Annotated in this window: 20 protein-coding genes and 1 tRNA gene; 8 read left to right on the top strand and 13 right to left on the bottom strand. The window is 67.8% G+C overall.

Annotated features, from left to right (window positions below; translation table 11 throughout):
• Positions 1 to 83: 83 nt before the first annotated feature.
• From LRP66_RS14285 to LRP66_RS14250, 8 genes are all read right to left on the bottom strand, one after another.
• Positions 84 to 1211 (bottom strand): calcium:proton antiporter, encoded by a 1128-nt coding sequence (locus LRP66_RS14285; RefSeq protein ID WP_230483271.1) that lies wholly within the window; start codon positions 1209 to 1211, stop codon positions 84 to 86.
• A gap of 113 nt (positions 1212 to 1324) precedes the next feature.
• Positions 1325 to 1729, bottom strand: a complete 405-nt coding sequence (locus tag LRP66_RS14280; protein WP_329959281.1) for a RibD family protein — start codon at positions 1727 to 1729, stop codon at positions 1325 to 1327.
• Positions 1730 to 1978: 249 nt separating this feature from the next.
• The gene (locus LRP66_RS14275) at positions 1979 to 2566 is read right to left on the bottom strand and encodes a GNAT family N-acetyltransferase (protein ID WP_230483270.1); all 588 of its coding nucleotides are present in this window, start codon (positions 2564 to 2566) and stop codon (positions 1979 to 1981) included.
• Between the two features lie 74 nt (positions 2567 to 2640).
• Positions 2641 to 3912, bottom strand: a complete 1272-nt coding sequence (clpX, locus tag LRP66_RS14270; RefSeq protein ID WP_230483269.1) for an ATP-dependent Clp protease ATP-binding subunit ClpX — start codon at positions 3910 to 3912, stop codon at positions 2641 to 2643.
• Positions 3913 to 4023: 111 nt separating this feature from the next.
• Entirely contained in the window at positions 4024 to 4713 is a 690-nt protein-coding gene (gene clpP, locus LRP66_RS14265) for an ATP-dependent Clp endopeptidase proteolytic subunit ClpP (protein WP_230483268.1), read from the bottom strand.
• 122 nt (positions 4714 to 4835) lie between these two features.
• Positions 4836 to 5768: a glycosyltransferase family 2 protein gene (locus tag LRP66_RS14260; protein WP_230483267.1), complete on the bottom strand. Its 933-nt coding sequence runs from the start codon at positions 5766 to 5768 to the stop codon at positions 4836 to 4838.
• A 190-nt stretch (positions 5769 to 5958) separates the two neighbouring features.
• The gene (gene tig, locus LRP66_RS14255; protein ID WP_230483266.1) at positions 5959 to 7629 is read right to left on the bottom strand and encodes a trigger factor; all 1671 of its coding nucleotides are present in this window, start codon (positions 7627 to 7629) and stop codon (positions 5959 to 5961) included.
• Between the two features lie 59 nt (positions 7630 to 7688).
• Positions 7689 to 7773 (bottom strand) — tRNA-Leu (locus tag LRP66_RS14250).
• A 122-nt stretch (positions 7774 to 7895) separates the two neighbouring features.
• On the opposite strand from LRP66_RS14250, the gene LRP66_RS14245 reads away from it, so the two are divergent.
• Together LRP66_RS14245 and LRP66_RS14240 are read left to right on the top strand one after the other, a co-directional pair.
• The gene (locus tag LRP66_RS14245; RefSeq protein ID WP_230483265.1) at positions 7896 to 8054 is read left to right on the top strand and encodes a hypothetical protein; all 159 of its coding nucleotides are present in this window, start codon (positions 7896 to 7898) and stop codon (positions 8052 to 8054) included.
• Positions 8055 to 8063: 9 nt separating this feature from the next.
• Positions 8064 to 8306, top strand: coding sequence for a hypothetical protein (locus LRP66_RS14240; RefSeq protein ID WP_230483264.1), 243 nt, complete (start codon positions 8064 to 8066; stop codon positions 8304 to 8306).
• Positions 8307 to 8766: 460 nt separating this feature from the next.
• Here the strand turns inward: LRP66_RS14240 and gatB are convergent, their stop codons facing one another.
• From gatB to gatC, 4 genes are read right to left on the bottom strand one after another with little or no spacing between them, the layout of a single operon-like run.
• Positions 8767 to 10248: an Asp-tRNA(Asn)/Glu-tRNA(Gln) amidotransferase subunit GatB gene (gatB, locus tag LRP66_RS14235; RefSeq protein WP_230483263.1), complete on the bottom strand. Its 1482-nt coding sequence runs from the start codon at positions 10246 to 10248 to the stop codon at positions 8767 to 8769.
• Positions 10245 to 10661 carry a hypothetical protein gene (locus tag LRP66_RS14230; RefSeq protein WP_230483262.1) on the bottom strand — a complete coding sequence of 139 codons (417 nt, stop codon included), beginning with the start codon at positions 10659 to 10661 and terminating at the stop codon, positions 10245 to 10247. The genes gatB and LRP66_RS14230 overlap by 4 nt, the downstream gene beginning before the upstream one ends.
• Positions 10655 to 12136: an Asp-tRNA(Asn)/Glu-tRNA(Gln) amidotransferase subunit GatA gene (gene gatA / locus LRP66_RS14225; RefSeq protein ID WP_230483261.1), complete on the bottom strand. Its 1482-nt coding sequence runs from the start codon at positions 12134 to 12136 to the stop codon at positions 10655 to 10657. Before gatA ends, LRP66_RS14230 begins: the two co-directional genes overlap by 7 nt.
• A complete protein-coding gene (gatC, locus tag LRP66_RS14220) occupies positions 12136 to 12423 on the bottom strand; it encodes an Asp-tRNA(Asn)/Glu-tRNA(Gln) amidotransferase subunit GatC (RefSeq protein WP_037568622.1) in 288 nt (95 codons plus the stop codon). Before gatC ends, gatA begins: the two co-directional genes overlap by 1 nt.
• A gap of 138 nt (positions 12424 to 12561) precedes the next feature.
• Between gatC and LRP66_RS14215 the strand changes: the two genes are divergently transcribed.
• The 4 genes from LRP66_RS14215 to LRP66_RS14200 all read left to right on the top strand — a co-directional run bounded on the left by LRP66_RS14215 (position 12562) and on the right by LRP66_RS14200 (position 16466).
• Positions 12562 to 13668 carry a DUF3089 domain-containing protein gene (locus LRP66_RS14215; RefSeq protein WP_230483260.1) on the top strand — a complete coding sequence of 369 codons (1107 nt, stop codon included), beginning with the start codon at positions 12562 to 12564 and terminating at the stop codon, positions 13666 to 13668.
• On the top strand, positions 13665 to 14129 hold the full coding sequence (gene ruvX, locus LRP66_RS14210) for a Holliday junction resolvase RuvX (RefSeq protein ID WP_230483259.1): 465 nt from the start codon (positions 13665 to 13667) through the stop codon (positions 14127 to 14129). Before LRP66_RS14215 ends, ruvX begins: the two co-directional genes overlap by 4 nt.
• Before the next feature lie 139 nt (positions 14130 to 14268).
• Positions 14269 to 15252: an aspartate carbamoyltransferase catalytic subunit gene (locus LRP66_RS14205; protein WP_230483258.1), complete on the top strand. Its 984-nt coding sequence runs from the start codon at positions 14269 to 14271 to the stop codon at positions 15250 to 15252.
• Positions 15249 to 16466, top strand: a complete 1218-nt coding sequence (locus tag LRP66_RS14200) for a dihydroorotase (RefSeq protein ID WP_230483257.1) — start codon at positions 15249 to 15251, stop codon at positions 16464 to 16466. The genes LRP66_RS14205 and LRP66_RS14200 overlap by 4 nt, the downstream gene beginning before the upstream one ends.
• Positions 16467 to 17104: 638 nt before the next feature.
• On the opposite strand, the gene LRP66_RS14195 is transcribed toward LRP66_RS14200, so the two are convergent.
• Positions 17105 to 18850 (bottom strand): DEAD/DEAH box helicase, encoded by a 1746-nt coding sequence (locus tag LRP66_RS14195; RefSeq protein WP_230483256.1) that lies wholly within the window; start codon positions 18848 to 18850, stop codon positions 17105 to 17107.
• A gap of 218 nt (positions 18851 to 19068) precedes the next feature.
• On the opposite strand from LRP66_RS14195, the gene LRP66_RS14190 reads away from it, so the two are divergent.
• Positions 19069 to 19524: a GreA/GreB family elongation factor gene (locus LRP66_RS14190; protein ID WP_230483255.1), complete on the top strand. Its 456-nt coding sequence runs from the start codon at positions 19069 to 19071 to the stop codon at positions 19522 to 19524.
• 627 nt (positions 19525 to 20151) lie between these two features.
• Positions 20152 to 21339 (top strand): NAD(P)/FAD-dependent oxidoreductase, encoded by a 1188-nt coding sequence (locus LRP66_RS14185; RefSeq protein ID WP_230483254.1) that lies wholly within the window; start codon positions 20152 to 20154, stop codon positions 21337 to 21339.
• Positions 21340 to 21343: the final 4 nt, after the last annotated feature.

The raw sequence follows: 21343 nt of genomic DNA, 5'->3' as shown, positions 1-21343 counted from the left end.
CTACGCAAAGACCAAGTCTGCGCAACCCTCTCCCCTCTACGAGGGGCGAGGGAAGGACAGGCATAGTTGAATGTCGACCGGCCCTAGGGCACCACGGTCACGAACAGATAGGCCGCGAAGATCACCAGGTGCACCGCCCCGCCCAGCACGGTGGTGCGGCCATTTCCGAGCGTCAGGGTGATGGTGAACAGCGACAGGACCAGCAGGATCATCTGCTTGGCACCGATCCCCAGCGCCAGCGGCAGCCCCAGGGTCAGCGACACGATCGCCACCGCCGGAATGGTCAGCCCGATCGTCGCCAGCGCGGAGCCGAGCGCCAGGTTGAGGCTGGTCTGGAGCCGGTTGCGCTTGGCGGCGCGATAGGCGGCCAGGCTTTCGGGCGCGAGCACCAGCGCCGCGATCACCACGCCGACGATCGCGAGCGGCAGCCCGGCGTCGAGGATGGCCGCCTCGACGATCCCCGACAGCCCCTTGGCGAGTAGCACAACCCCGACCAGCGCGACCAGCAGCATCCCCAGCGCGGCCCAGGCGGCCGCGTCGGTCGGCGGTTCGGCATGCGCGTCGGCGGGCATATCCTCATTCGCGGGCAGGAAATATTCGCGGTGGCGCACCGTCTGCACCATGACGAAGGTCCCGTAGAGAATGACGCTGACGATCGCGACGAAGATCAGCTGCGAGGTCGCATAGGTCGGCCCCGGCGCGGACGAGACATAATTGGGCAGCACGAGCGAGAGCACGACCATCGCGGTCAGCACGTTCAGCGACGAACTGGCGCCGCGCAGCGAGAAGCGCTGCTCACCATGCTGCACCCCGCCCGCCAGCAGGCACAGGCCGACGATACCGTTCAGGATGATCATGATCGCCGCGAACACCGTGTCGCGCGCCAGGCTGGAGGCGTCGCCCGCGTCGGACAGCATCAGGCTGACGATCAGCGACACCTCGATCACCGTCACCGCGACCGCCAGCACCAACGTGCCGAACGGCTCGCCGACCCGGTGCGCGACGACCTCAGCCTGATGCACCGCCGACAGCACGCATCCGAACAGGATGAACGCCGCGACGACCACGCCGACCGTTCCCATCTTGTAGAGCGACACGGCAATGGCGAGCAGCCCCAGCAGCGGGAAGACGAGGGTCCACCACGGCAAGGTCAGGCGATGGAGCAATGCGCGCTTCTGTCCGGCGGTCACGATGGCGTCGGGTTCGCTCATCCCTTGTCTGGCCTCCTCCTCACGGCATGACGATCTCGTCACGTTCGCTTATGCCAATGCGCCAACCCGCCGATTGGCTCCTTCGGCCGATGGCAATCGTTGCGACCATGCCATCACTTGTCCGCATTCTCCACCCTGTAGCACAGCCAGATTTCGCCGCCGGGCAGGATGTCATGCCGCGTCAGGGTCAACCCGGTCAGCGGTGCTGGCCCGTCGGCATCCGCCTCGCCCGAGTGGAACAGGCTTGGCGCCCCAGCCGCGCCGTCGATCGCGGGACAGATCGCCACGCTGATCTCGTCGATCAGTCCCGCCCGCAGGAACGCGCCATTCGCGGTGCCGCCGCCCTCGACCAACAGCGTCTTCACGTCCAGTTCCCGCGCGATCCGATCGACGGCCGACGCCAGATCGATCGTCTCGTTGCCCGCGAAGATATACGACACCCCGTCCGCGCGCAGCCCGGCCAGATGCGGGTCCGATACGCGCTCGGTCAGGACGACGACGATCGGATCGCCGTCGATGTCCGCGCGGCTCCAGACGATCTTGCCATCCGCATCGAGGACGATCCCGCACGCCTCCGCCTGTCGGTTGGCGAACCAGGGCTCGCGGGGAAAGGTCTCGCCCGTTTCCGGATAGCGATCGCCCCTGGCGAATTCCTGTCCGGTTACCCTCCCCGTGCCGGGGCGGCCCTGGGCCGGATCGACATTCAGCTTATTCTCCCCTCTACGAGGGGCGAGGGAAGGACAGGCATCGTGGAATGTCGATCGGCCCTAGGGCACGGGTCGCATCATCGACCAGAAGCGTGGCCCGCCTTTGGGCACCGACCATTCATCGACCAGTTCGAAGCCCAGTCGTGCGTACAGCCCGACATTGCTCTGCGTCGCGGTTTCCAGATAAGCCGGAACACCGGCCGCGTCGCACCGCGCCAGACCGGCGCGGATCGAGGCACCGCCCAGCCCCCGCCCCTGTCGGGCCGGATCCACCCCGGCGATATGCAGATACCAGAAGGGCGCGTCCGGAAAATGCGCCTCGATCGCGTGCGACAGCCGCAGGGCGCGGGGCAGCGCGGTGCCCAGCGTGGCCAGCAGTGGCACGGCTTGACGCAACATCGCGGTCATCGGCACTTCGGCCAGCCCCGGCGGTCGCCAGAAGGTGCCCGCATCCGCCGCCTCGCTGACCAATCGCATCCCCACAGCGTCGCTGTCGAACAGCAGCGCGAACAGACGCGGTAGTCGCGCGGCACGGTCGGTCGGATCGGGGAAGATGTAGGACATGGCCGGATCGTCGGCAAAGGCCCTGCCCAGCATCGCCGCGACTGCCGCCCGGTCGCCGACCACCGCCTCACGCATCGTCATCATCGCATGTCCCCAACGCGAAACGGGCGCTCCCGGCAAGGAACGCCCGTTCGATCATCCCTGGATCACGGTGCCGATCAGGCCGCCGCGTCGTCCTTCTTCTTTGCCTTCTCGGCATATACGCGGATCGGTTCCTTGCGGCCCTCGACCACGTCCTTGTCGACCATCACCTCGTCGACGCCGTCCATGCCGGGCAGGTCGAACATGGTGTCGAGCAAAATGCCCTCCAGGATCGAGCGAAGCCCGCGTGCGCCGGTCTTGCGCTCGATCGCCTTCTTGGCAACCGTGGTCAGCGCATCGTCGGTGAAGTCGAGTTCGACATTCTCCATCTCGAACAGCTTCTGATACTGTTTCACCAGCGCGTTCTTGGGCTCGGACAGGATCTTGACCAGCGCAGAGATGTCGAGATCTTCCAGCGTCGCGATGACCGGCAGACGGCCGACGAATTCGGGAATCAGGCCGAACTTGAGCAGATCCTCCGGCTCGGTCTGGCGCAGATATTCGCCGGTCCGCTTTTCCTCGGGCGCCGCGACATAGGCGCCGAAGCCGATCGACTTGCCCTGCAGACGGTCGCCGATGATCTTTTCCAGACCCGCGAACGCGCCGCCGCAGATGAACAGGATGTTCGTCGTGTCGACCTGCAGGAATTCCTGCTGCGGATGCTTGCGGCCACCCTGCGGGGGAACGCTGGCGGTCGTGCCTTCCATCAGCTTCAACAGCGCCTGCTGAACGCCCTCACCCGACACGTCGCGCGTGATCGAGGGGTTCTCGGCCTTGCGGCTGATCTTGTCGATCTCGTCGATATAGACGATGCCGCGCTGCGCCCGCTCGACATTGTAATCCGACGCCTGGAGCAGCTTGAGGATGATGTTCTCGACGTCCTCGCCGACATAGCCGGCTTCGGTCAGCGTCGTCGCGTCCGCCATGGTGAAGGGCACGTCGAGGATGCGCGCCAGCGTCTGCGCGAGCAGCGTCTTGCCGCAGCCGGTCGGACCGACGAGCAGGATGTTCGACTTGGCGAGTTCGACGTCGGCGCCCTTCGCACCGTGGTTCAAGCGCTTGTAGTGGTTGTGCACCGCGACCGACAGGACGCGCTTGGCCTGCTTCTGCCCGATGACATAGTCGTCGAGCACGTTGCAGATTTCCTGCGGCGTCGGCACGCCACCATCCTTCTTGGAAACCAGTGCGGACTTGGTCTCCTCACGGATGATGTCGTTGCACAGCTCCACGCACTCGTCGCAAATGAAGACGGTCGGCCCCGCGATCAGCTTGCGCACCTCGTGCTGCGACTTGCCGCAGAACGAGCAATAGAGGGTGCTTTTCGAGTTGCCACCGCTCACCTTGTCCATCAATCACCTCTCGCACCCGATACCGGTGCGCTACCGTTGCCGGGGTGCGCATCGTACCGCACCCCGATAAAGTCACAATCGAAATAAACCGTTCATCGCGAACGGCCCGTCTTATGCGGACGTCGCCGCGTCGTCGGCGGGGGCCGGACGCTTGTCGAACACCTGGTCGATCAGGCCGAATTCCTTGGCCTCCTCGGCGCTCATGAACTTGTCGCGGTCCATCGCGCGCTCGATCTCCTCGAGCGGCTTGCCCGTGTACTTGGCGTACAGCGTGTTCAGGAAATGCCGCATACGCAGGATTTCGCGCGCCTGGATCTCGATGTCCGCCGCCATGCCCTGCGCCCCGCCCGACGGCTGGTGGATCATGATGCGGCTGTTCGTGGTCGCGACGCGCATACCCGGCTCGCCCGAGGCGAGCAGGAAGCTGCCCATCGAGGCGGCCTGGCCGATGCACAGCGTGCCGACGCGCGGACGGATATACTGCATCGTGTCATGGATCGCCATCCCCGCCGTGACGACACCGCCCGGCGAGTTGATGTACATGTAGATGTCCTTCTTCGGATTTTCCGACTCAAGGAACAGCAGCTGCGCGCAGATCAGCGAGGCCATGCCGTCCTCGACACCGCCGGTGACGAAGATGATACGCTCGCGAAGCAAACGGCTGAAGATATCGAACGACCGTTCGCCGCGGTTCGACTGCTCGATGACGATCGGAACCAGACCGGCCTGCGTCTGCCGAAGCCCCACACCGGCATGCGCCAGCGGGCTCGCGAAATCGCCGGTCTCGAACGGATTGTGCATGGAATTCTCTCTTATGCCCAGAAGAGCCTCTATGTCGCGTGATGGCGACGCATATTCAAGCCCCGGCGACGACCAACGATGTTGCCCTGCAGCGAATATGCGATCGTCGGCCGAAAATCGGCTCAGCGGCCGTTCCCGGGCGCAGGCAGCGCCAGATAGGCGAGCCGCCGAACCTCCTGCCGCCCGCGCACAACGGTGTCGAGGATCAGCCCGGTGAACAGGTTGAGCCCGGCCAGCAGCATCAGCCCCGTCGACAGGATCGCGGTCGGGAAGCGCGGCACCTGATGCGTCTCGACATAGGTGAAGATCAGCGGCACCGCGAGCAGCAGCGCGACACCCGCGAACAGCGCGGCGATCGCGCCGAAGAACCACATCGGTCGCTCGATCCGGTAGAGCTTCATGATGGTGCGCAGGATCCGCCAGCCGTCCGAATAGGTGCTCAGCTTGGATGCCGATCCCTCGGGACGGGCATAATAGGGTGTGGCGATCTCGGCGCAGGGCATCTTGAGCTCGAGCGCGTGGACGCTGATCTCGGTCTCGATCTCGAACCCGACCGAGAGGACGGGGAAGCTCTTCACGAAGCGGCGCGAAAAGACGCGGTAGCCCGACAATATGTCGGTGAAGCTGCGCCCGAACAGCTTGGCCAGCATCCCGGTCAGCAGCGCGTTGCCGAAGCGATGACCGCGACGATAGGCGAGTTCGGCCTCGGTGATCCGCTGGCCCACCACCATGTCCAGCTGTTCCTCGACCACCCGGCGGACGAGATCGGGGGCGGAGGCGGCGTCATAGGTCGCATCGCCATCCGCCATGACGTAGATGTCCGCGTCGATATCGGCGAACATGCGCCGAACGACGGCGCCCTTGCCCTGTATCCGTTCCGACCGGACGACCGCCCCCGCCGTGCGCGCGACCTCCATCGTGCGGTCGCGGCTGTTATTGTCGTAGACATAGATGGTCGCGGACGGCAGCGCCTCGCGGAACCCCGCGATGGTCTGCGCGATCGCAGCTTCCTCGTTGTAACAGGGCAACAGCACCGCGATCCGGGGTTCGTTCACGCCATATCCTCGTCAAGACCCACATCCCTATGCGCCGACATGGCCGGGCGGGACAGCCCGTTCGATTAGGGGCCAGCGGTGAGCGTGTCCCTATTCCTCCCCGTACCGGGAAGGATCACAATGCAGGAAGGGCGACCGCTTGCGCGACCGCCCTTCCCTGTTCGTCACGAACCGAGGTCCGGCATCGACCTTATTCGGTCGGCGCGGCCTTCTTCGCGCGCGGCTTCTTCGCCGGAGCGGCCTCCGCGGTCTCGGCAGCGGCCTCGCCTTCCGCCGGAGCCGCCGCCTTCTTGGCGCGCGGCTTCTTGGCGGGCGCGGCTTCGGTCGCTTCCGGGGCTTCCTCCGCCTCGGCCGGAGCCGCCTTCTTGGCGCGGGTCGCCTTCTTCGGCGCTTCCTCGGCGGTCGCTTCGGCCGTGTCGGCGTCCGCGGTCACTTCCGCCTTCTTCGCCTTCGCCTTGGCGGGCTTCTTCTTGCCGTGGTCATGATCGTGGTCGTGATCATGATTGTGGACATGGGTGCCCGACGCGAAGCCGTCCTCGCTCTCGATCGCAGCTTCCAGCTCCTCACGCGTGGTCTCGCGGTCCGTGATCTCGGCCTTGCCGAACAGGAAGTCGACGACCTTGTCCTCATAGAGCGGCGCGCGCAGCTGGGCGGCGGCCATCGGCTCCTGCTGGACATACTGGATGAAGCGCTGGCGATCTTCCGGGCCGTACTGCTGTGCGGCCTGCGCGATCAGGCGGTTCATTTCCTGCGCGCTCACCTCGACGCCGTTCGCCTGGCCGATCTCCGAGAGCAGCAGGCCCAGACGGACGCGGCGCTCGGCGATCTTCTGATAGTCCTCGCGCTCCTTCTCCATCTCGGCCTTGGCGGCCTCGGGATCCTCCTCATGGGTCGCTTCATGCTCGAGCTGCGCCCAGATCTGCGAGAACTCGGCCTCGACCATCGACGGCGGCACTTCGAAGTCGTGGCCATCGGCGAGCTGGTCGAGCAGCTTGCGCTTCATATAGGTGCGGGTCAGGCCGTTATGCTCCTGCTCGATCTGCCCCTTCAGCAGGCCGCGCAGCTGCTCCAGGCTCTCGAGACCCAGATTCTTGGCCATCTCGTCGTCGATCTTCGCCTCACCGGCGGTCTTCACCGACTTGATCGTCAGGTCGAAGGTCGCGGGCTGACCGGCCAGGTCCTTGGCGGGATAGTCCTCGGGGAAGGTGACCGAGATCTGCTTCTCTTCACCCGCCTTCACGCCGACGAGCTGCTCCTCGAAGCCGGGGATCAGGCGACCGCCGCCGATCTCGACCGCCATGTCCTCGCCCGAGCCGCCCTCGAAGGCGACGCCGTCGGCGGTCTTGCCGACGAAGTCGACGGTGACCTGGTCGCCTTCGGCGGCGGCCTTGTCGCCCGCATCGTCCCAACGCTTCTGCTGGTCCGCGAACTTCTGGAGCTGCTCGTCCACCGCCTCGTCGGCGACCGGCACGGTCAAGCGCTCGAGCTTCAGCGAGTCGATCGCGGGAGCCGGGACGTTGGGCAGCACCTCGAGCGATACGGTCAGCTTGGCGTCCTGGCCGGGCTCATAGCCCTCGGCCAGTTCGACCTGCGGCTGCATCGCGGGACGAAGGCCCTTTTCGGCGATCAGCGTCTGCACGCCTTCCTGCAGCGCGGTGTTGAGCGCGTCCTGCAGCAGCGCCGGGCCATGCATCTTGCGAACCAGGTTCGCGGGAACCTTGCCGGGGCGGAAGCCGGGCATCTTCATCTGCGGAGCGATCCGCTTCAGCTCGGCATCGACCTTGCCCTCGATATCCTGGGCGGTGATGGTGAGCGTGTAGGCGCGCTTCAGCCCCTCGTTCAGCGTCTCGACAGTCTGCATCTAAAGGCCTTCAATCTGGAGAAATTCCGTGTGGCTGTCGCCCCGTTGTGACCGGGGACTGGTGCGGGCGAAGGGACTCGAACCCCCACATCTTACGATACTGGAACCTAAATCCAGCGCGTCTACCAGTTCCGCCACGCCCGCACGAGGACACCGCCGATGGGCGCGCGTCTATATCACCATGGGCGGCTTCGGCAAGGGACAACAGGCAACATCGCCTGTCCTCGCGCGTTTATCCCCTCCCCAGCATGATTAGGAGAGCGAGAATGGCGACCCAGCCCCCGCCCGAAAGCCCGCAGCCGACCCAGCCGGCGCAGCCCGACACCCCGCCGCCCGAGATCGTGCCCCCCGGCCCCGATATCGACCAGCCCGCGCCCGGTGTTGGCCCTGGCGACCCCGGTACGCAGCAACCGCTTCAGATCTGAGGAATGACGATGGCCAGCAATCCCGAAAACCACCCCGACAGCCCGCCCAGCGAGGCGCCCGAGGGCAATCCGGACAGCCCACCGCGCGAGGATCCCCGGAGCGATATCGAGCAGGCGGTGGAGGCTCGTTCCGACGCGGTGAAGCGTGGCGAGGGCGGGGAGGAGCCGGTGACCTTCACCAATACCGGCGAGCATGATGGCGTCGGCGGGACCGGCGGCGTGGTGCGCAACCAGGATCTCGATGCGCAATAGGGGGCGATGGGCTCGGTGAGACGCCGATGCCCTCCCCCATCCCCTCCCGCCTGCGGGAGGGGAGAGGTTTGCGGGGGCGCCGACGATTGCCGCAGGCCGTCCGCCAAGCCCGAAGCTCACAAGAGTGCACACGGTCCCCACAAGCACGCCCCTCCCGCACGCGGGAGGGGATGGGGGAGGGAACACCACAGGCGACGCCCTCTGCCAGGCACCTTGCCCTCCCCCGCCCCCTCCCGCCTGCGGGAGGGGAGAGGTTTGCGGGGACGTTGACGATTGCCGGAGGCCGTCAGCCAAGCCCGAAGCTCACGAGAACACACACCGCCCGCACAAGCACGCCCCTCCCGCAGGCGGGAGGGGATGGGGGAGGGAACACCACAGGCGACGCCCTCCGCGAGGCGCCCTGCCCTCCCCCGCCCCCTCCCGCCTGCAGGAGGGGAGAAGAAGGTCGACTGGCGCTAGATCACCCCGCCAGCGCCTTCTTGAGCAGGTCGTTGACCACCGCCGGATTGGCCTTGCCGCCCATCGCCTTCATCGTCTGACCGACGAAGAAGCCGAACAGCGCCTCCTTGCCCGCGCGATACTGGCCGAGCTGGTTGGGGTTCTTCTCCAGAACCTCGGCGATTACCGCCTCGATCGCACCGGTATCGCTGGTCTGCTTGAGCCCGCGCTCCTCGACGATCGTGTTCGGACCGTCACCGGTTTCCAGCATGATCTCGAACACCTGCTTGGACAGGCTCCCCGACAGCGTGCCGTCGGCAACCAGCGCCAGCAGCTCGGCCGCCTGGGCGGGCGACACCGGGCTCTCGGTAATGTCCTTGCCCAGCCGATTGAGCGCGCCGAACAGCTCCGCCGCGACCCAGTTGGCCGCTTGCGCGGGCTTGGCGCTCGTGCCCTCAAGCGCGTCGAGAAGCCCGTCGAACCAGCGCGCCGTCTCGACTTCGGCGGTCAGCACGCCCGCATTGTACGGCGTCAGACCCAAGGCCTCATAGCGGCGACGCTTGGCATCGGGCAGTTCGGGCAGACTGGCGCGGCATTCCTCGACAAAGGCGTCGGTCAGCTCCAGCGGGAGCAAGTCGGGATCGGGGAAATAGCGGTAATCATGCGCATCTTCCTTCGATCGCATCGAACGGGTGGTGCCGCTCTCGACGTTGAACAGGCGGGTTTCCTGGACGATCTTGCCGCCATCCTCCAGCACCGCGACCTGGCGCTTGGCTTCATATTCGATCGCGGCCATGACGAAGCGGACCGAGTTGACGTTCTTCGTCTCGGTGCGCGTCCCGAATTCGTCCCCCGGCTTGCGGACCGACACGTTCACGTCGGCCCGCATCGAGCCTTCTTCCATATTGCCGTCGCACGACCCGACATAGCGCAGGATCGCCCGCAGCTTGCGCAGATAAGCCCCGGCCTCGGCGGGCGAGCGCATGTCGGGGCGGCTGACGATCTCCATCAGCGCGACGCCCGAGCGGTTGAGGTCGACATAGGAGCGCGTCGGATGCTGATCGTGCATCAGCTTGCCCGCATCCTGCTCGACATGGATTCGCTCGACGCCGATCGACTTGGTCGGGCCGTCGGGGTTCTTCTCGTCCAGGCTGATCTCGACCGCGCCCTCGCCGACCAGCGGGTGGTAGAGCTGGCTGATCTGATAACCCTGCGGCAGATCGGCGTAGAAGTAATTCTTCCGGTCGAAGCGCGACCATGTGTTGATCCGCGCATCGATCGCCATGCCGGTGCGCACCGCCTGGCGGATGCACTCCATGTTGGGCACGGGGAGCATACCCGGCATCGCGGCGTCGACCAGCGAGACCTGGGTGTTCGGCTCCGCCCCGAACGCGGTCGCCGCGCCCGAGAACAGCTTGGCGTTGGAGGTGACCTGGGCATGGACTTCCAGGCCGATCACGACCTCCCATTCCCCCGTCGCGCCCTGGATGCGGTATTCGCTCATGTTCGATCTCGATGATGAAGATAGTTGATCGCCGTCAGGACGGCGTTGCTGCCCAGCAGCGCGACGATCCAGCAGGTCGACAGGATGCGCAGGATCGCGGTTTCGAAACCAAGATGCCGCGCCTCCATCAACCCCACATAGGCCGCCCCCGCGCCCAGCATCAGAAAGGCGATGCCCAACCGGAACTCACCCCGCAGGATCACGCTGTTGCCCACGCACAGGCACAGGATGAAGCCCGCCACGCCGAGGAAGAAACGCGCCAGCGTGTGATGGTCGAAGGGATGATTGTCGATATTGCTCAAGGATACGCCGACATAGGCGCTGAGGATCGCCCCGAACGCGACGTTCAGGGCGCCCTGCGCCTCCCGCAACACGGCGATGTTGCGGGCCGAGAAGGCGCGGTCGCTTACCACCAGGCCTGCGGACGGGCAGTGAAGCCCGCGCGCTGCTCGATGGCCAGCGCGGCGTTCAGCACGCCCTGCTCGTCCAGCGCCTTGCCGATGACCTGCAAGCCCAGCGGCAGCCCGTCCTTGTCCAGTCCGCCCGGCACCGACATGGCGGGCAGCCCGGCCAGCGAGGCGGGCACCGTGAACACGTCGTTGAGGTACATGGCCAGCGGATCGGCCTGCTTCTCGCCGAGCGCGAACGCCGCCGAGGGCGCGGTCGGGGTCAGGAGCACGTCGCAACTCTCGAACGCACGCTCGAAATCGCGGGCGATCAGCGCGCGGACCTTCTGCGCCTGGGTATAATAGGCGTCGTAGAAGCCCGCCGACAGCACATAGGTGCCGATCAGGATACGACGCTTCACCTCGTCGCCGAACCCGGCGGCGCGGGTCGCGGCATACATGTCCTGCAACCCCGCGCCCTCAGGCAGGTCGCGCAGGCCGTAGCGCACGCCGTCATAGCGGGCGAGGTTGGACGACGCTTCCGCTGGCGCGATGATGTAATAGGCGGGCAGCGCGTACTTCGTGTGCGGCAGCGAGACCTCGACGATCTCGGCGCCCGCGTCGCGCATCCAGTCGATGCCCTGCTGCCACAGCGCCTCGATCTCGCCGGGCATACCGTCGACGCGGTATTCCTTTGGCACGCCGACGCGCTTGCCCTTGAGGTCGGCCGACAGCGCGGCTTCCCAGTTGGGCACGTCGAGCTTCAGCGAAGTCGCGTCCTTCGCGTCGAAGCCCGCCATCGCCTCCAGCATGATCGCGCAGTCGCGCACGTCGCGTGCCATCGGCCCGGCCTGGTCCAGCGACGACGCGAAGGCGATCGTGCCCCAGCGCGAGCAGCGGCCATAGGTCGGCTTGATGCCCGAAATGCCGGTGAAGGCGGCGGGCTGGCGGATCGAGCCGCCGGTGTCGGTGCCGGTCGCGCCTGGCGCCAATCCCGCCGACACCGCCGTCGACGACCCGCCCGACGAGCCGCCGGGGGCGAGCGGAGCGGTGTCGTTCGGGCGGCGCCAGGGGGAGATGACATTGCCGAACGCGCTGGTTTCGTTGGACGAACCCATGGCGAACTGGTCGAGGTTCAGCTTGCCGAGCATCCCCGCACCGGCATTCCACAGATTCTGCGAAACCGTCGATTCGTAGGGCGGCACGAAGCCTTCCAGGATCTTGCTGGCGGCGGTGGTCGCGACGCCCTTGGTCGCGAACAGGTCCTTCATGCCGATCGGCACGCCCGCCAGCGGCTTCAGCGTCTCGCCAGCGGCCCGCGCCGCGTCGGCCGCATCGGCGGCGGCGAGGGCGTGGTCGGGGGTCTTGACCAGGAAGGCGTTGAGCGCGTCGGCGCCCGCGACCTTGGCATTGAAGGCCTCGGCGACTTCGCGCGCCTTGAACTGGCCGTCGCGCACGCCATCGCGGATGGCGGCGATGCCGAGTGTGGTGAGATCAGTCATTATTCGATCACCTTGGGCACCGTGAAGAAGCCATGTTCGGCCTGCGGCGCATTCTGCATGAGGAGGTCGCGGATGCCGCCGTCGTTGACGACGTCGTCGCGCAGGCGAAGCTGGTTCGGGATCACCGCGGTCATCGGCTCGACCCCCTGGGTGTCGACCTCACCCAGTTGCTCGATCCAGCCCAGGATGTTCCCAAGCTCGGGGGCGAGGCGCGTCGCGTCCTCCTCGGTGATCGCGATGCGGGCAAGGCTCGCGATCTTCTTCACGGTTGCGGTATCTACGGACATGGTTTTGCGGCTAGCATCGCCGCGCGGCTTCGCGCAACGCTTTTGCCATTCCGGCGATTGCATCGGAGACAAGCGGGGCATCATGGAGAGCAATTGCGGGCCTCGCCGATTTGCTGCACTGCACAACGGAGTGATGATTTGGCGCGCAAATTCCTTTACGTCGTGGCGGCGCTCATCGTGCTGACGATCGCGGCCGCCTTCGCCTACCGGCTGTTCGGCAACCAGTTGCTCCGCTGGTCGACCGTCCCGTCCGAGTCGTTCCGGCAACAGGCGGCGACGCGCGCGGAGCAATATGGCGACCGCAAGATGTGGCTGGCCCGGCCCGATATTTCGGGCAACCCCGCCTTGTGGACGCCGACCGGCTATACCCCGGGCCAGCCCGGCCGGGGCGCGGCGGTGTTCTTCATCCACCCGACATCGTACATCAGCAAGGCGCACTGGAACGCCCCGCTCGACGATCCCGAGACCAATGGCCGGGCGGAGCTGTTCCTGCGCGGGCAGGCGAGCGCGTTCAACGGGTCGGGCGATATCTGGGCGCCCCGCTACCGCCAGGCGACGTTCGGCGCCTTCCTGACCAGCATGGCGGATGCCGAGCGCGCGCTCGACCTCGCCTATCAGGATGTCGACGCCGCCTTCACCGCCTTTCTGCGACAGGTCGATCCCAGGCGCCCGCTGATCCTGGCCGGGCATAGCCAGGGCGCGCTGCACCTGTCGCGGCTGCTGACCGACCGGGTGGCCAAGGATCCGGCACTCAAGCGGCGGATCGTCGCGGCCTATGTCGTGGGCTGGCCGATCTCGATGACGGCCGACCTGCCCGCCATGGGGTTGCCGCCCTGCGCGACGCCCGATCAGGCGGGCTGCATCCTCAGTTGGCAGAGCTTCGGCGAGCCCGCCGATCCGTCACTGATCCTCGACGTGTTCGACAAGACCAACGGCTATACCGGCACGCCTCGCAAGGACACGGCGATGCTGTGCACCAATCCGCTGACCGGCACGCCCGGCGGCGTTGCGCCAGCGACCGCCAATCTGGGGACGCTCTTTCCCTCTTCCGACCTGACGACCGCGGCGATCGTGGCGGGCAAGGTTTCGGCCAGGTGCCAGGGGCGCGGTATCCTCAGCATCGGCGAGGGCCCCAGCGTCGGTCCCTATGTGCTGCCCGGCAACAATTATCACGTTTATGACTATAGCCTGTTCTGGGCGAACGTCCGCGCCGATGCGGAGCGCCGCTTGAAAGCCTTTCGATGAGCCTGATCACCACCGACCGTAGCGAATTCCGCGATGCCCTTCCCTCCGGCGGGCGGCTGATCGGGCTGGACGTCGGGACCAAGACGATCGGCACCGCGCTGTGCGATGCCGGGTGGAGCTTCGCCAGCCCCGCCACGCTGATCCGCCGGACCAAGTTCACGCACGACAAGGAACAGCTTGTCGCGACGATCGCGCAGCAGGGCTGCCGGGGCCTGGTCATCGGCCTGCCCCTCAACCTGGACGGCAGCGAGAGCCCGCGCTCGCAATCGACCCGCGCCTTCGCCCGCAACTGCGCCGATCTGGGGCCGATCCTTTTATGGGACGAACGCTGGTCGACCGTCGCGGTCGAGCGGACGATGATCGAACAGGATATGAGCCGCGCCAAACGCGCCGAACGCATCGACAACCTCGCCGCCGCGCACATCCTGCAAGCCGCGATCGACGCGCTGACAATGGCGTAACCCAAATCCTCCCCATCCTCGATGGGGAGGATTTGGGCGCGGCGGCAGTCGGGAAACCCCCGTCCTCCCCGTCCCCAAGCACGGCTTGGGGAGGAATTGGGTTGCCCATGGCCGCCTCCCTCGCTACCCGGCGGCTTTAATGCAGACCTCGGATCATCGCCCCGGCACGCTCATTCAGGGTGGCGCCGTTTTCCCGCACCGGCATCTGACCGGCATCGACGGCCTTCAACCGCATGAGATCATGTTCCTGCTCGACGAGGCGGAACATTGGCTCGATCGCGGCGCGACCGACACGCCGGACACCAGGCTGGCGGGCCTGACCCAGATCAACGCCTTTTTCGAGAATTCGACGCGGACGCTCCTGTCCTTCGAGATCGCGGGGAAACGCCTGGGCGCGGACGTGGTCAACATGCACGCCGCGCAGTCCAGCGTGAAGAAGGGCGAGACGCTGATCGACACGGCGATGACGCTGAACGCGATGCGCGCCGACGTGATCGTGATCCGTCATATGGCGAGCGGCGCGGTCCGCCTGATCGCCGACAAGGTCGACTGCCCGGTCCTGAACGCGGGCGACGGCCGGCACGAACATCCGACGCAGGCGCTGCTCGACATGCTGACCATCCGCCGTCGCCGGGGCAGCGTCGCGGGGCAGAAGGTCGTCATCTGCGGCGACATATTGCACAGCCGGGTCGCGCGGTCGGACATTCTTGCCCTGACCGCGCTGGCCGCCGAGGTACGGGTCTGCGCGCCCTCGACGCTGATGCCCAAGGGAATCGAGCGGATGTTCGTCACCCCCTTCACCGATTTCGACGAGGCGATCGAGGATGCGGACGTCGTCATGATGCTGCGCGTCCAGAACGAGCGGATGGCGGGCGGCTATATCCCCTCCACCCGCGAGTATCGGATGCGCTACGGCCTGACGGCGGAGCGGCTGAAGCGCGCCAGGCCGGGTGCGTTGGTCATGCATCCCGGTCCGATGAACCGGGGTGTCGAGATCGATTCGGAGGTGGCCGACGGCCCGCAATCGGCGATCACCGAGCAGGTCGCGATGGGCGTCGCGGTGCGCATGGCGTGCCTGGACGTGCTGACCCGCCGGGCTCGCAAGCTGGAGGGTTGGGCATGAGCATCACCGCGTTCACCAACGCCACTTTGATCTGCCCGGTCGGCGGAGAAACGCGCGGATCGACCCTGCTGGTCGAGGACGGCGTCATCACCGGGACCGGCGATGCGCCGAAGGGTGCGACCATCATCGACTGCGGCGGCAGGATGCTGGCGCCCGGTATCGTCGATCTCGGCGTCTTCAAGGTCGACCGGGCCGCGTTCCGGGCAGGCGGGATCGTGCGCATCGGCCTGATGCCCGACCAGTCGCCGGTGCTCGACGATCCCGGCGTGGTGCAGCGCGCCGCGCTGATCGGGCGGCCCGATTTGTGGATTCACCCGATCGCGGCGGCGACCCGCTCGCTGGCCGGGACGGACCTGGCCGAAATGGCGGTATGCGTCTCGGCGGGGGCCAAGGCGGTCGGGACCGGACGGGGCTGGATCGCCGATTCGGGCGTGATGCACCGCGTCCTCGCCTATGCGGGCGATCTGGGCCTGACGGTCATCGTCCATGCCGAGGATGGCGGGCTGGCGGCCGACGCGGTCGCGACCCAGGGCGAAACGGCCAGTCGCCTCGGCCTTCCCTCCGCCCCCGCGATTTCGGAGGCGCTCGCCATCGCGCGCGACCTGATGCTGGCGGAGGAGACGGGCGCGAAGCTGCATATCCGGCAGGTGACGACGGCGGCGGGGTTCGACCTGATCCGCGCGGCCAAGCGGCGCGGCGTGAAGGTGACGTGCGGCATCACGCCCGCGCATCTCCACCTGTCCGACATCGCGATCACCGACTTCCGCACCTTCGCCCGCCTCTCGCCGCCGTTGCGCGACGAAAGCGATCGGCAGGCGGCGCTGGCGGCAGTCGCCGACGGAACGGTCGATGTGATCGGGTCGGGCCACGACCCGCATGGCCCCGAGGCCAAGCGCCTGCCCTTCGTCGACGCAGAAGCGGGTATGGCGGGGGCCGAGACGCTGTTGCCGCTGGCGCTGATGCTGGTGCGTGACGAGCGGATCACGCTGCCCCGGCTCTTCACGCTGCTCGCCGCCAATCCGGCCAAGGTACTGGGGCTCGACACCGGCACGCTGGAGCCGGGCAAGCCCGCCGACCTGATGCTGTTCGATGCCGAAACGCCATGGATGGTGTCGGGCGAGGCCTTCGCCTCGGCGGGCAATACGCCGTTCGACGGCTTCCCCGTCCAGGGCCGCGCCCTGCGTCTGTGGAAGGCCGGGCGGGAAATTCTCTAACCCCAAGATCCTCCCCAGCTCCGATGGGGAGGAGGACCGCTCGCGTCAGCGAGGGGGCCCTGCCCCTCCACCACCGGGCTACGCCCGGCGGTCCCCCTCCCCAAGCAAGCTTGGGGAGGATTTGCGCGTGGCGGTGTCAGGGATACCCCAATTCCTCCCCATCTTCGATGGGGAGGGGGACCGCTCGCGCCAGCGAGGGGTGGTGGGGCTTGCAACGTCAGCGAGGGGCCCCGCCCCTCCACCACCGGGCTACGCCCGGCGGTCCCCCTCCCCAAGCAAGCTTGGGGAGGATTTGCGCGTGGCAGTGTCGGGGATACCCCAATTCCTCCCCATCCCCGATGGGGAGGGGGACCGCTCGCGCCAGCGAGGGGTGGTGGGGCGTGCAACCTCAGCGAGGGGCCCCGCCCCTCCACCACCGCGCTACGCCCGGCGGTCCCCCTCCCCAAGCAAGCTTGGGGAAAATTTGCGCGTGGCGGTGTCTGGGATACCCCAATTCCTCCCCATCCCCGATGGGGAGGGGGACCGCTCGCGTCAGCGAGGGGTGGTGGGGCTTGCAACGTCAGCGAGGGGCCCCGCCCTCCACCACCGCGCTACGCCCGGCCGTCCCCTTCCCCAAGCAAGCTTGGGGAGGATTTGGGTCAGCCGCGACGGGGCCCGCGTGGGGCGCCCTGGGTGGGGCGTGGCGAATAGCGGCGCGGACCGCCGCCGGGGCCACCGGCGGGACGGCCGCCCATCGGACGGTTGCCGCCGCCGGGCCCACGACGCGGACCGCCATGGCCCGAACCACCGGCGGGAGGACCATCGGCCTGCTCGATCGCGATATCGTCCTCGGCCTGATCCGCCTCGGTCCGCTTGAGCGCGGCGACGAAGCGCGACGCCAGCGCGGTCGGCACCTCGAACAGCGTCTCGGTCGGCTGGATGCGGATCGCGCCGATCTCGTTGCGCGTGATGTGCCCGCGACGGCAGATCAGCGGCAGCAGCCAACGCGGATCGGCATTCTGGCGACGGCCGACATTCATCCGGAACCAGACGGTGTCGTCAAAGCCTTCGCGACGCTCGCGCGGCGGCGGCGCATCGCCCTCGACCAGTTCCTCCGCCTGGGGCAGCGCGGCACGGTGCGCGCGGACCAGCGCGGCGGCGATGTCCTCGGCCGACTTCTCGGCGAGCAGGCGCGTCGCCAGTTCACGGTCGGCGTCATCGACTTCGACCGGCGCCAGTAGCGCGGTCAGCAGACGCTCGCGGTCCTGCTCGCGGATTTCCTCCAGCGTCGGCGCCCGGCGCCACTCGGCCTCGATCCGCGCGCCGCGCAGCATGCCCTCGACACGGCGACGGCGCGGATAGGGCACGATCAGGATCGCGGTGCCCTTGCGACCGGCGCGGCCGGTACGGCCCGACCGGTGCTGCAGCGCCTCGGCATCGCGGGGGATTTCGACATGGATGACGAGCGTCAGGCCCGGCAGATCGATCCCGCGCGCCGCGACGTCGGTCGCGACGCAGACCCGCGCGCGGCCGTCACGCAGCGCCTGAAGCGCATGATTGCGCTCGTTCTGCGAATGCTCGCCCGACAGCGCGACCGCCGAGAAACCGCGCTCGACCAGGCTGGCGTGGAGGTGGCGGACATTGTCGCGCGTGGCGCAGAACAGGATCGCGACCTCGGCCTCGTGCAGGCGCAGCAGGTTGACGACGGCGGCCTCGATATCGGCGGGGGCGACCGTCACCGCCTGATAGGCGATGTCGGCATGGCCCTTGTCCTCGCTGATCGTCTCGATCCGCTTGGCATTGGTCTGGTAGCGCTTGGCGAGCTGCACGATCGGGCGCGGCATGGTCGCCGAGAAGAGGAGCGTGCGCCGCTCGGACGGCGTACCGTCGAGGATCTGCTCGAGGTCTTCGCGGAAGCCCATGTCGAGCATCTCGTCGGCCTCGTCGAGGACGACGAACTTCAGCGACGACAGGTCGAGCGCGCCGCGCTCCAGATGGTCGCGCAGACGGCCCGGCGTGCCGACGACGATATGGGTGCCATGGCTGAGCGCGCGGCGCTCGCGCGAGGCGTCCATGCCGCCGACACAGGTGGCGATGCGCGCACGCGCCCCGGCATAGAGCCATTCCAGCTCGCGGCTGACCTGCAGCGCCAGCTCGCGCGTCGGCGCGATGACCAGCGCCATGGGCGCGCCCGGCTGCGGCAGGTGATCGCCGCCGCCCAGCAACTCGCTCGCCATCGCGAGGCCGAAGGCGACGGTCTTGCCCGAGCCGGTCTGGGCGGAAACGATCAGGTCGCGGCCTTGCGCGTCATCCTCGATGACGGCGGCCTGGACCGGGGTGGGCGCGGTATAGCCGCGCGCGGAAAGGGCAGCCGACAATACCGGCGGCAGAGCAGAGAAAGGCATGGGGACTCCAACAGAAAAAGGAGCGCGTACCGCCGAACCAAGGGACCCATCCCTCTTAGTTGGCGGATACACCCATGCGGCACGGGTGAATCTTTGCGTTCCGTGAAAGCGAGGCCCTATACACCCATTGGCGGAAAACTCAACCACCCATCCGGTGCTTGCGGCGAAACGATCCGACGGTCATGGAGCCACGCCATGTCCAGCCGCGTTGATCCCCGATGAGTGTCGCATTTCGCCGTGAATCCGATGAGGAACATCTCGAACCCAAGTTCGAGCTGCCGATCCCGCCCGGCCCCAATCTGGTCACGCCGCAGGGCCTGGCGCTGACCCGCGCCAGGGTTTCGGAGGTCGAGGCGGCGCTGGCGACGGCGTCGGAGGAGGACCAACGCACGCGGCTCCAGCGCGAATTGCGTTACTGGAACACCCGCGCCGCAACCGCCGAGATCGCACCGCCTCCGGAAGAGGGTGAGGTCGGGATCGGGAGCGTGGTGACGTTCCGGCTGAACGGCCAGACCCGGACCCTGACCATCGTGGGCCATGACGAGGCCGATCCGGCGCATGACCGGATCGGCTATGCCGCTCCGCTGGCCCGTGCGCTGATGGGCGCGATGGAGGGCGAGACGGTGACGTTCGGCGGCAAGGTGGATGCCTTGGAGATAGTGACGGTCGCCTGACCCGTTCTTCCTCTTGACCCGCGAGCGGGCGGGGATCGAGGGGGTGGAGAGGTGTCTCACAGAGCGCACCGCCCGTGGCCCGCCCCCTCCCCCATCCCCTCCCGCCTGCGGGAGGGCTGTGCGCGTGGCGAGCGGCAGGGACATTCGCCAGCCTTGCGCCCTTCTGCCTCCCCTCCCGCAGGCGGGAGGGGATCGAGGGGAGGGAAAGGTGTCTCGCAGAGCGCACCGCCCGTGGCCCGCCCCCTCCCCCATCCCCTCCCGCCTGCGGGAGGGGCGTGCGCGTGGCGAGCGGCTGGGACATTCGCCAGCCCCGCCCCCTTCTGCCTCCCCTCCCGCAGGCGGGAGGGGATCGAGGGGAGGGAAAGATGCCTCGCAGAGCACACCCCCCGTGGACCGCCCCTCCCCCATCCCCTCCCGCCTGCGGGAGGGGCGTGCGCGTGGCGAGCGGCAGGGACATTCGCCAGCCCCGCCCCCTTCTTCCTCCCCTCCCGCAGGCGGGAGGGGATCGAGGGGAGGGAAAGGTGTCTCGCAGAGCACCCCCCCGTGGCGCACGCCCGACGCGAGCGGGCAGGAGGCCGTCCACCGGCACACCTATCCCTGCCGCCAGATCCCCCCTAAAGCGCACCGATGCAATCCTATGACGCGATCATCCTCGGCGCGGGCGCGGCGGGGCTCATGGCGGCGGCGACCGCCGGGCAGCGGGGGCGGCGGGTGCTCGTCGTCGATCATGCCGATGCGCCGGGCAAGAAGATCCTGATCTCCGGCGGCGGGCGGTGCAACTTCACCAATATCGGCACCATGCCCGATCGCTTCCTGTCGGCGAACCCGCATTTCGCCAAGTCGGCGCTCGGACGCTACACGCCGGGCGACTTTCTGGAGCTGGTCGAGGCGCATGGCATCGCCTGGCACGAGAAGACCCTGGGGCAGCTCTTCTGCGACGGATCGGCGCGACAGATCGTGGCGATGCTGCTCGATGAGTGCGACCGTGCGGGCCGATCGGGAGGGGTGGTCGACATCGCGCTCGGCCTTGCGATCGACTCCGTCACGCATGACGGCACCGTATTTCGCGTGACGCGCGGCGGCACGACGGCGACCGCGCCAAGCCTGATCGTCGCGACCGGAGGGCCGAGCATTCCCAAGATGGGCGCGACCGGCCTCGCCTACGACCTTGCCCGCCAGTTCGGGCTGAAGGTGGTCGAGCCCCGCCCCGCGCTGGTGCCGCTGACGTTGGGTGGCGAGGAAACGCTGTTCCGGTCGCTGTCGGGCGTCGCCTCTGAGGTCGTGGCACGAGCGGACAGGATCCGTTTTCGAGAGGCGGCGCTGTTCACCCATCGCGGCCTTTCGGGTCCGGCGATCCTTCAGCTGTCGTCCTATTGGCGCCATGGCGAGGCGATCGGGATCGACTTCGTGCCCGATTGCGCGCCCGACTGGCTGATCGCGGCGAAGCGCTCGGCGCCGCGGACCAGCCCCCGGCGCGCGCTGGCGCAGCATCTGCCCGACCGGCTGGCCGAGACGCTGGCCGAACGGCTTGCGCTGCCCGTCGAACTGGGCGCCGCGACCGACAAGGCGCTGGCGGCGGCGCAGGCGCGGCTGGCCGACTGGCCGTTCCATCCCAATGGCAGCGAGGGCTATGCCAAGGCGGAGGTGACCGTCGGCGGCGTCTCGACCGCGGGGTTGTCGTCACGGACCATGGAGGCGAAGTCGGTGCCGGGGCTGTATTTCGTCGGCGAAGCGGTCGACGTGACCGGCTGGCTCGGCGGCTATAATTTTCAATGGGCCTGGGCGAGCGGCCGCGCCGCCGGGGACGCCGTCTAGGCGA

The sequence above is a fragment of the Sphingomonas sp. Leaf21 genome, assembly GCF_916858675.1.
GTDB lineage: Bacteria > Pseudomonadota > Alphaproteobacteria > Sphingomonadales > Sphingomonadaceae > Sphingomonas.
The sequence above is the reverse complement of the archived record's forward strand: the minus strand, read 5'-3'. Positions and strand labels throughout refer to the sequence as shown.

Excerpts from the sequence above, each read along its gene's own strand:
- gatC (WP_037568622.1), bottom strand. The coding sequence starts at position 12,423 with ATGTCCGTAGATACCGCAACCGTGAAGAAGATCGCGAGCCTTGCCCGC.
- tig (WP_230483266.1), bottom strand. The coding sequence starts at position 7,629 with ATGCAGACTGTCGAGACGCTGAACGAGGGGCTGAAGCGCGCCTACACG.
- clpP (WP_230483268.1), bottom strand. The coding sequence starts at position 4,713 with ATGCACAATCCGTTCGAGACCGGCGATTTCGCGAGCCCGCTGGCGCAT.
- LRP66_RS14285 (WP_230483271.1), bottom strand. The coding sequence starts at position 1,211 with ATGAGCGAACCCGACGCCATCGTGACCGCCGGACAGAAGCGCGCATTG.
- LRP66_RS14275 (WP_230483270.1), bottom strand. The coding sequence starts at position 2,566 with ATGATGACGATGCGTGAGGCGGTGGTCGGCGACCGGGCGGCAGTCGCG.
- LRP66_RS14185 (WP_230483254.1), top strand. The coding sequence starts at position 20,152 with ATGCAATCCTATGACGCGATCATCCTCGGCGCGGGCGCGGCGGGGCTC.
- LRP66_RS14240 (WP_230483264.1), top strand. The coding sequence starts at position 8,064 with ATGGCCAGCAATCCCGAAAACCACCCCGACAGCCCGCCCAGCGAGGCG.
- LRP66_RS14190 (WP_230483255.1), top strand. The coding sequence starts at position 19,069 with ATGAGTGTCGCATTTCGCCGTGAATCCGATGAGGAACATCTCGAACCC.
- LRP66_RS14200 (WP_230483257.1), top strand. The coding sequence starts at position 15,249 with ATGAGCATCACCGCGTTCACCAACGCCACTTTGATCTGCCCGGTCGGC.
- gatB (WP_230483263.1), bottom strand. The coding sequence starts at position 10,248 with ATGAGCGAATACCGCATCCAGGGCGCGACGGGGGAATGGGAGGTCGTG.
- LRP66_RS14245 (WP_230483265.1), top strand. The coding sequence starts at position 7,896 with ATGGCGACCCAGCCCCCGCCCGAAAGCCCGCAGCCGACCCAGCCGGCG.
- ruvX (WP_230483259.1), top strand. The coding sequence starts at position 13,665 with ATGAGCCTGATCACCACCGACCGTAGCGAATTCCGCGATGCCCTTCCC.
- clpX (WP_230483269.1), bottom strand. The coding sequence starts at position 3,912 with ATGGACAAGGTGAGCGGTGGCAACTCGAAAAGCACCCTCTATTGCTCG.
- LRP66_RS14195 (WP_230483256.1), bottom strand. The coding sequence starts at position 18,850 with ATGCCTTTCTCTGCTCTGCCGCCGGTATTGTCGGCTGCCCTTTCCGCG.
- LRP66_RS14205 (WP_230483258.1), top strand. The coding sequence starts at position 14,269 with ATGCAGACCTCGGATCATCGCCCCGGCACGCTCATTCAGGGTGGCGCC.
- gatA (WP_230483261.1), bottom strand. The coding sequence starts at position 12,136 with ATGACTGATCTCACCACACTCGGCATCGCCGCCATCCGCGATGGCGTG.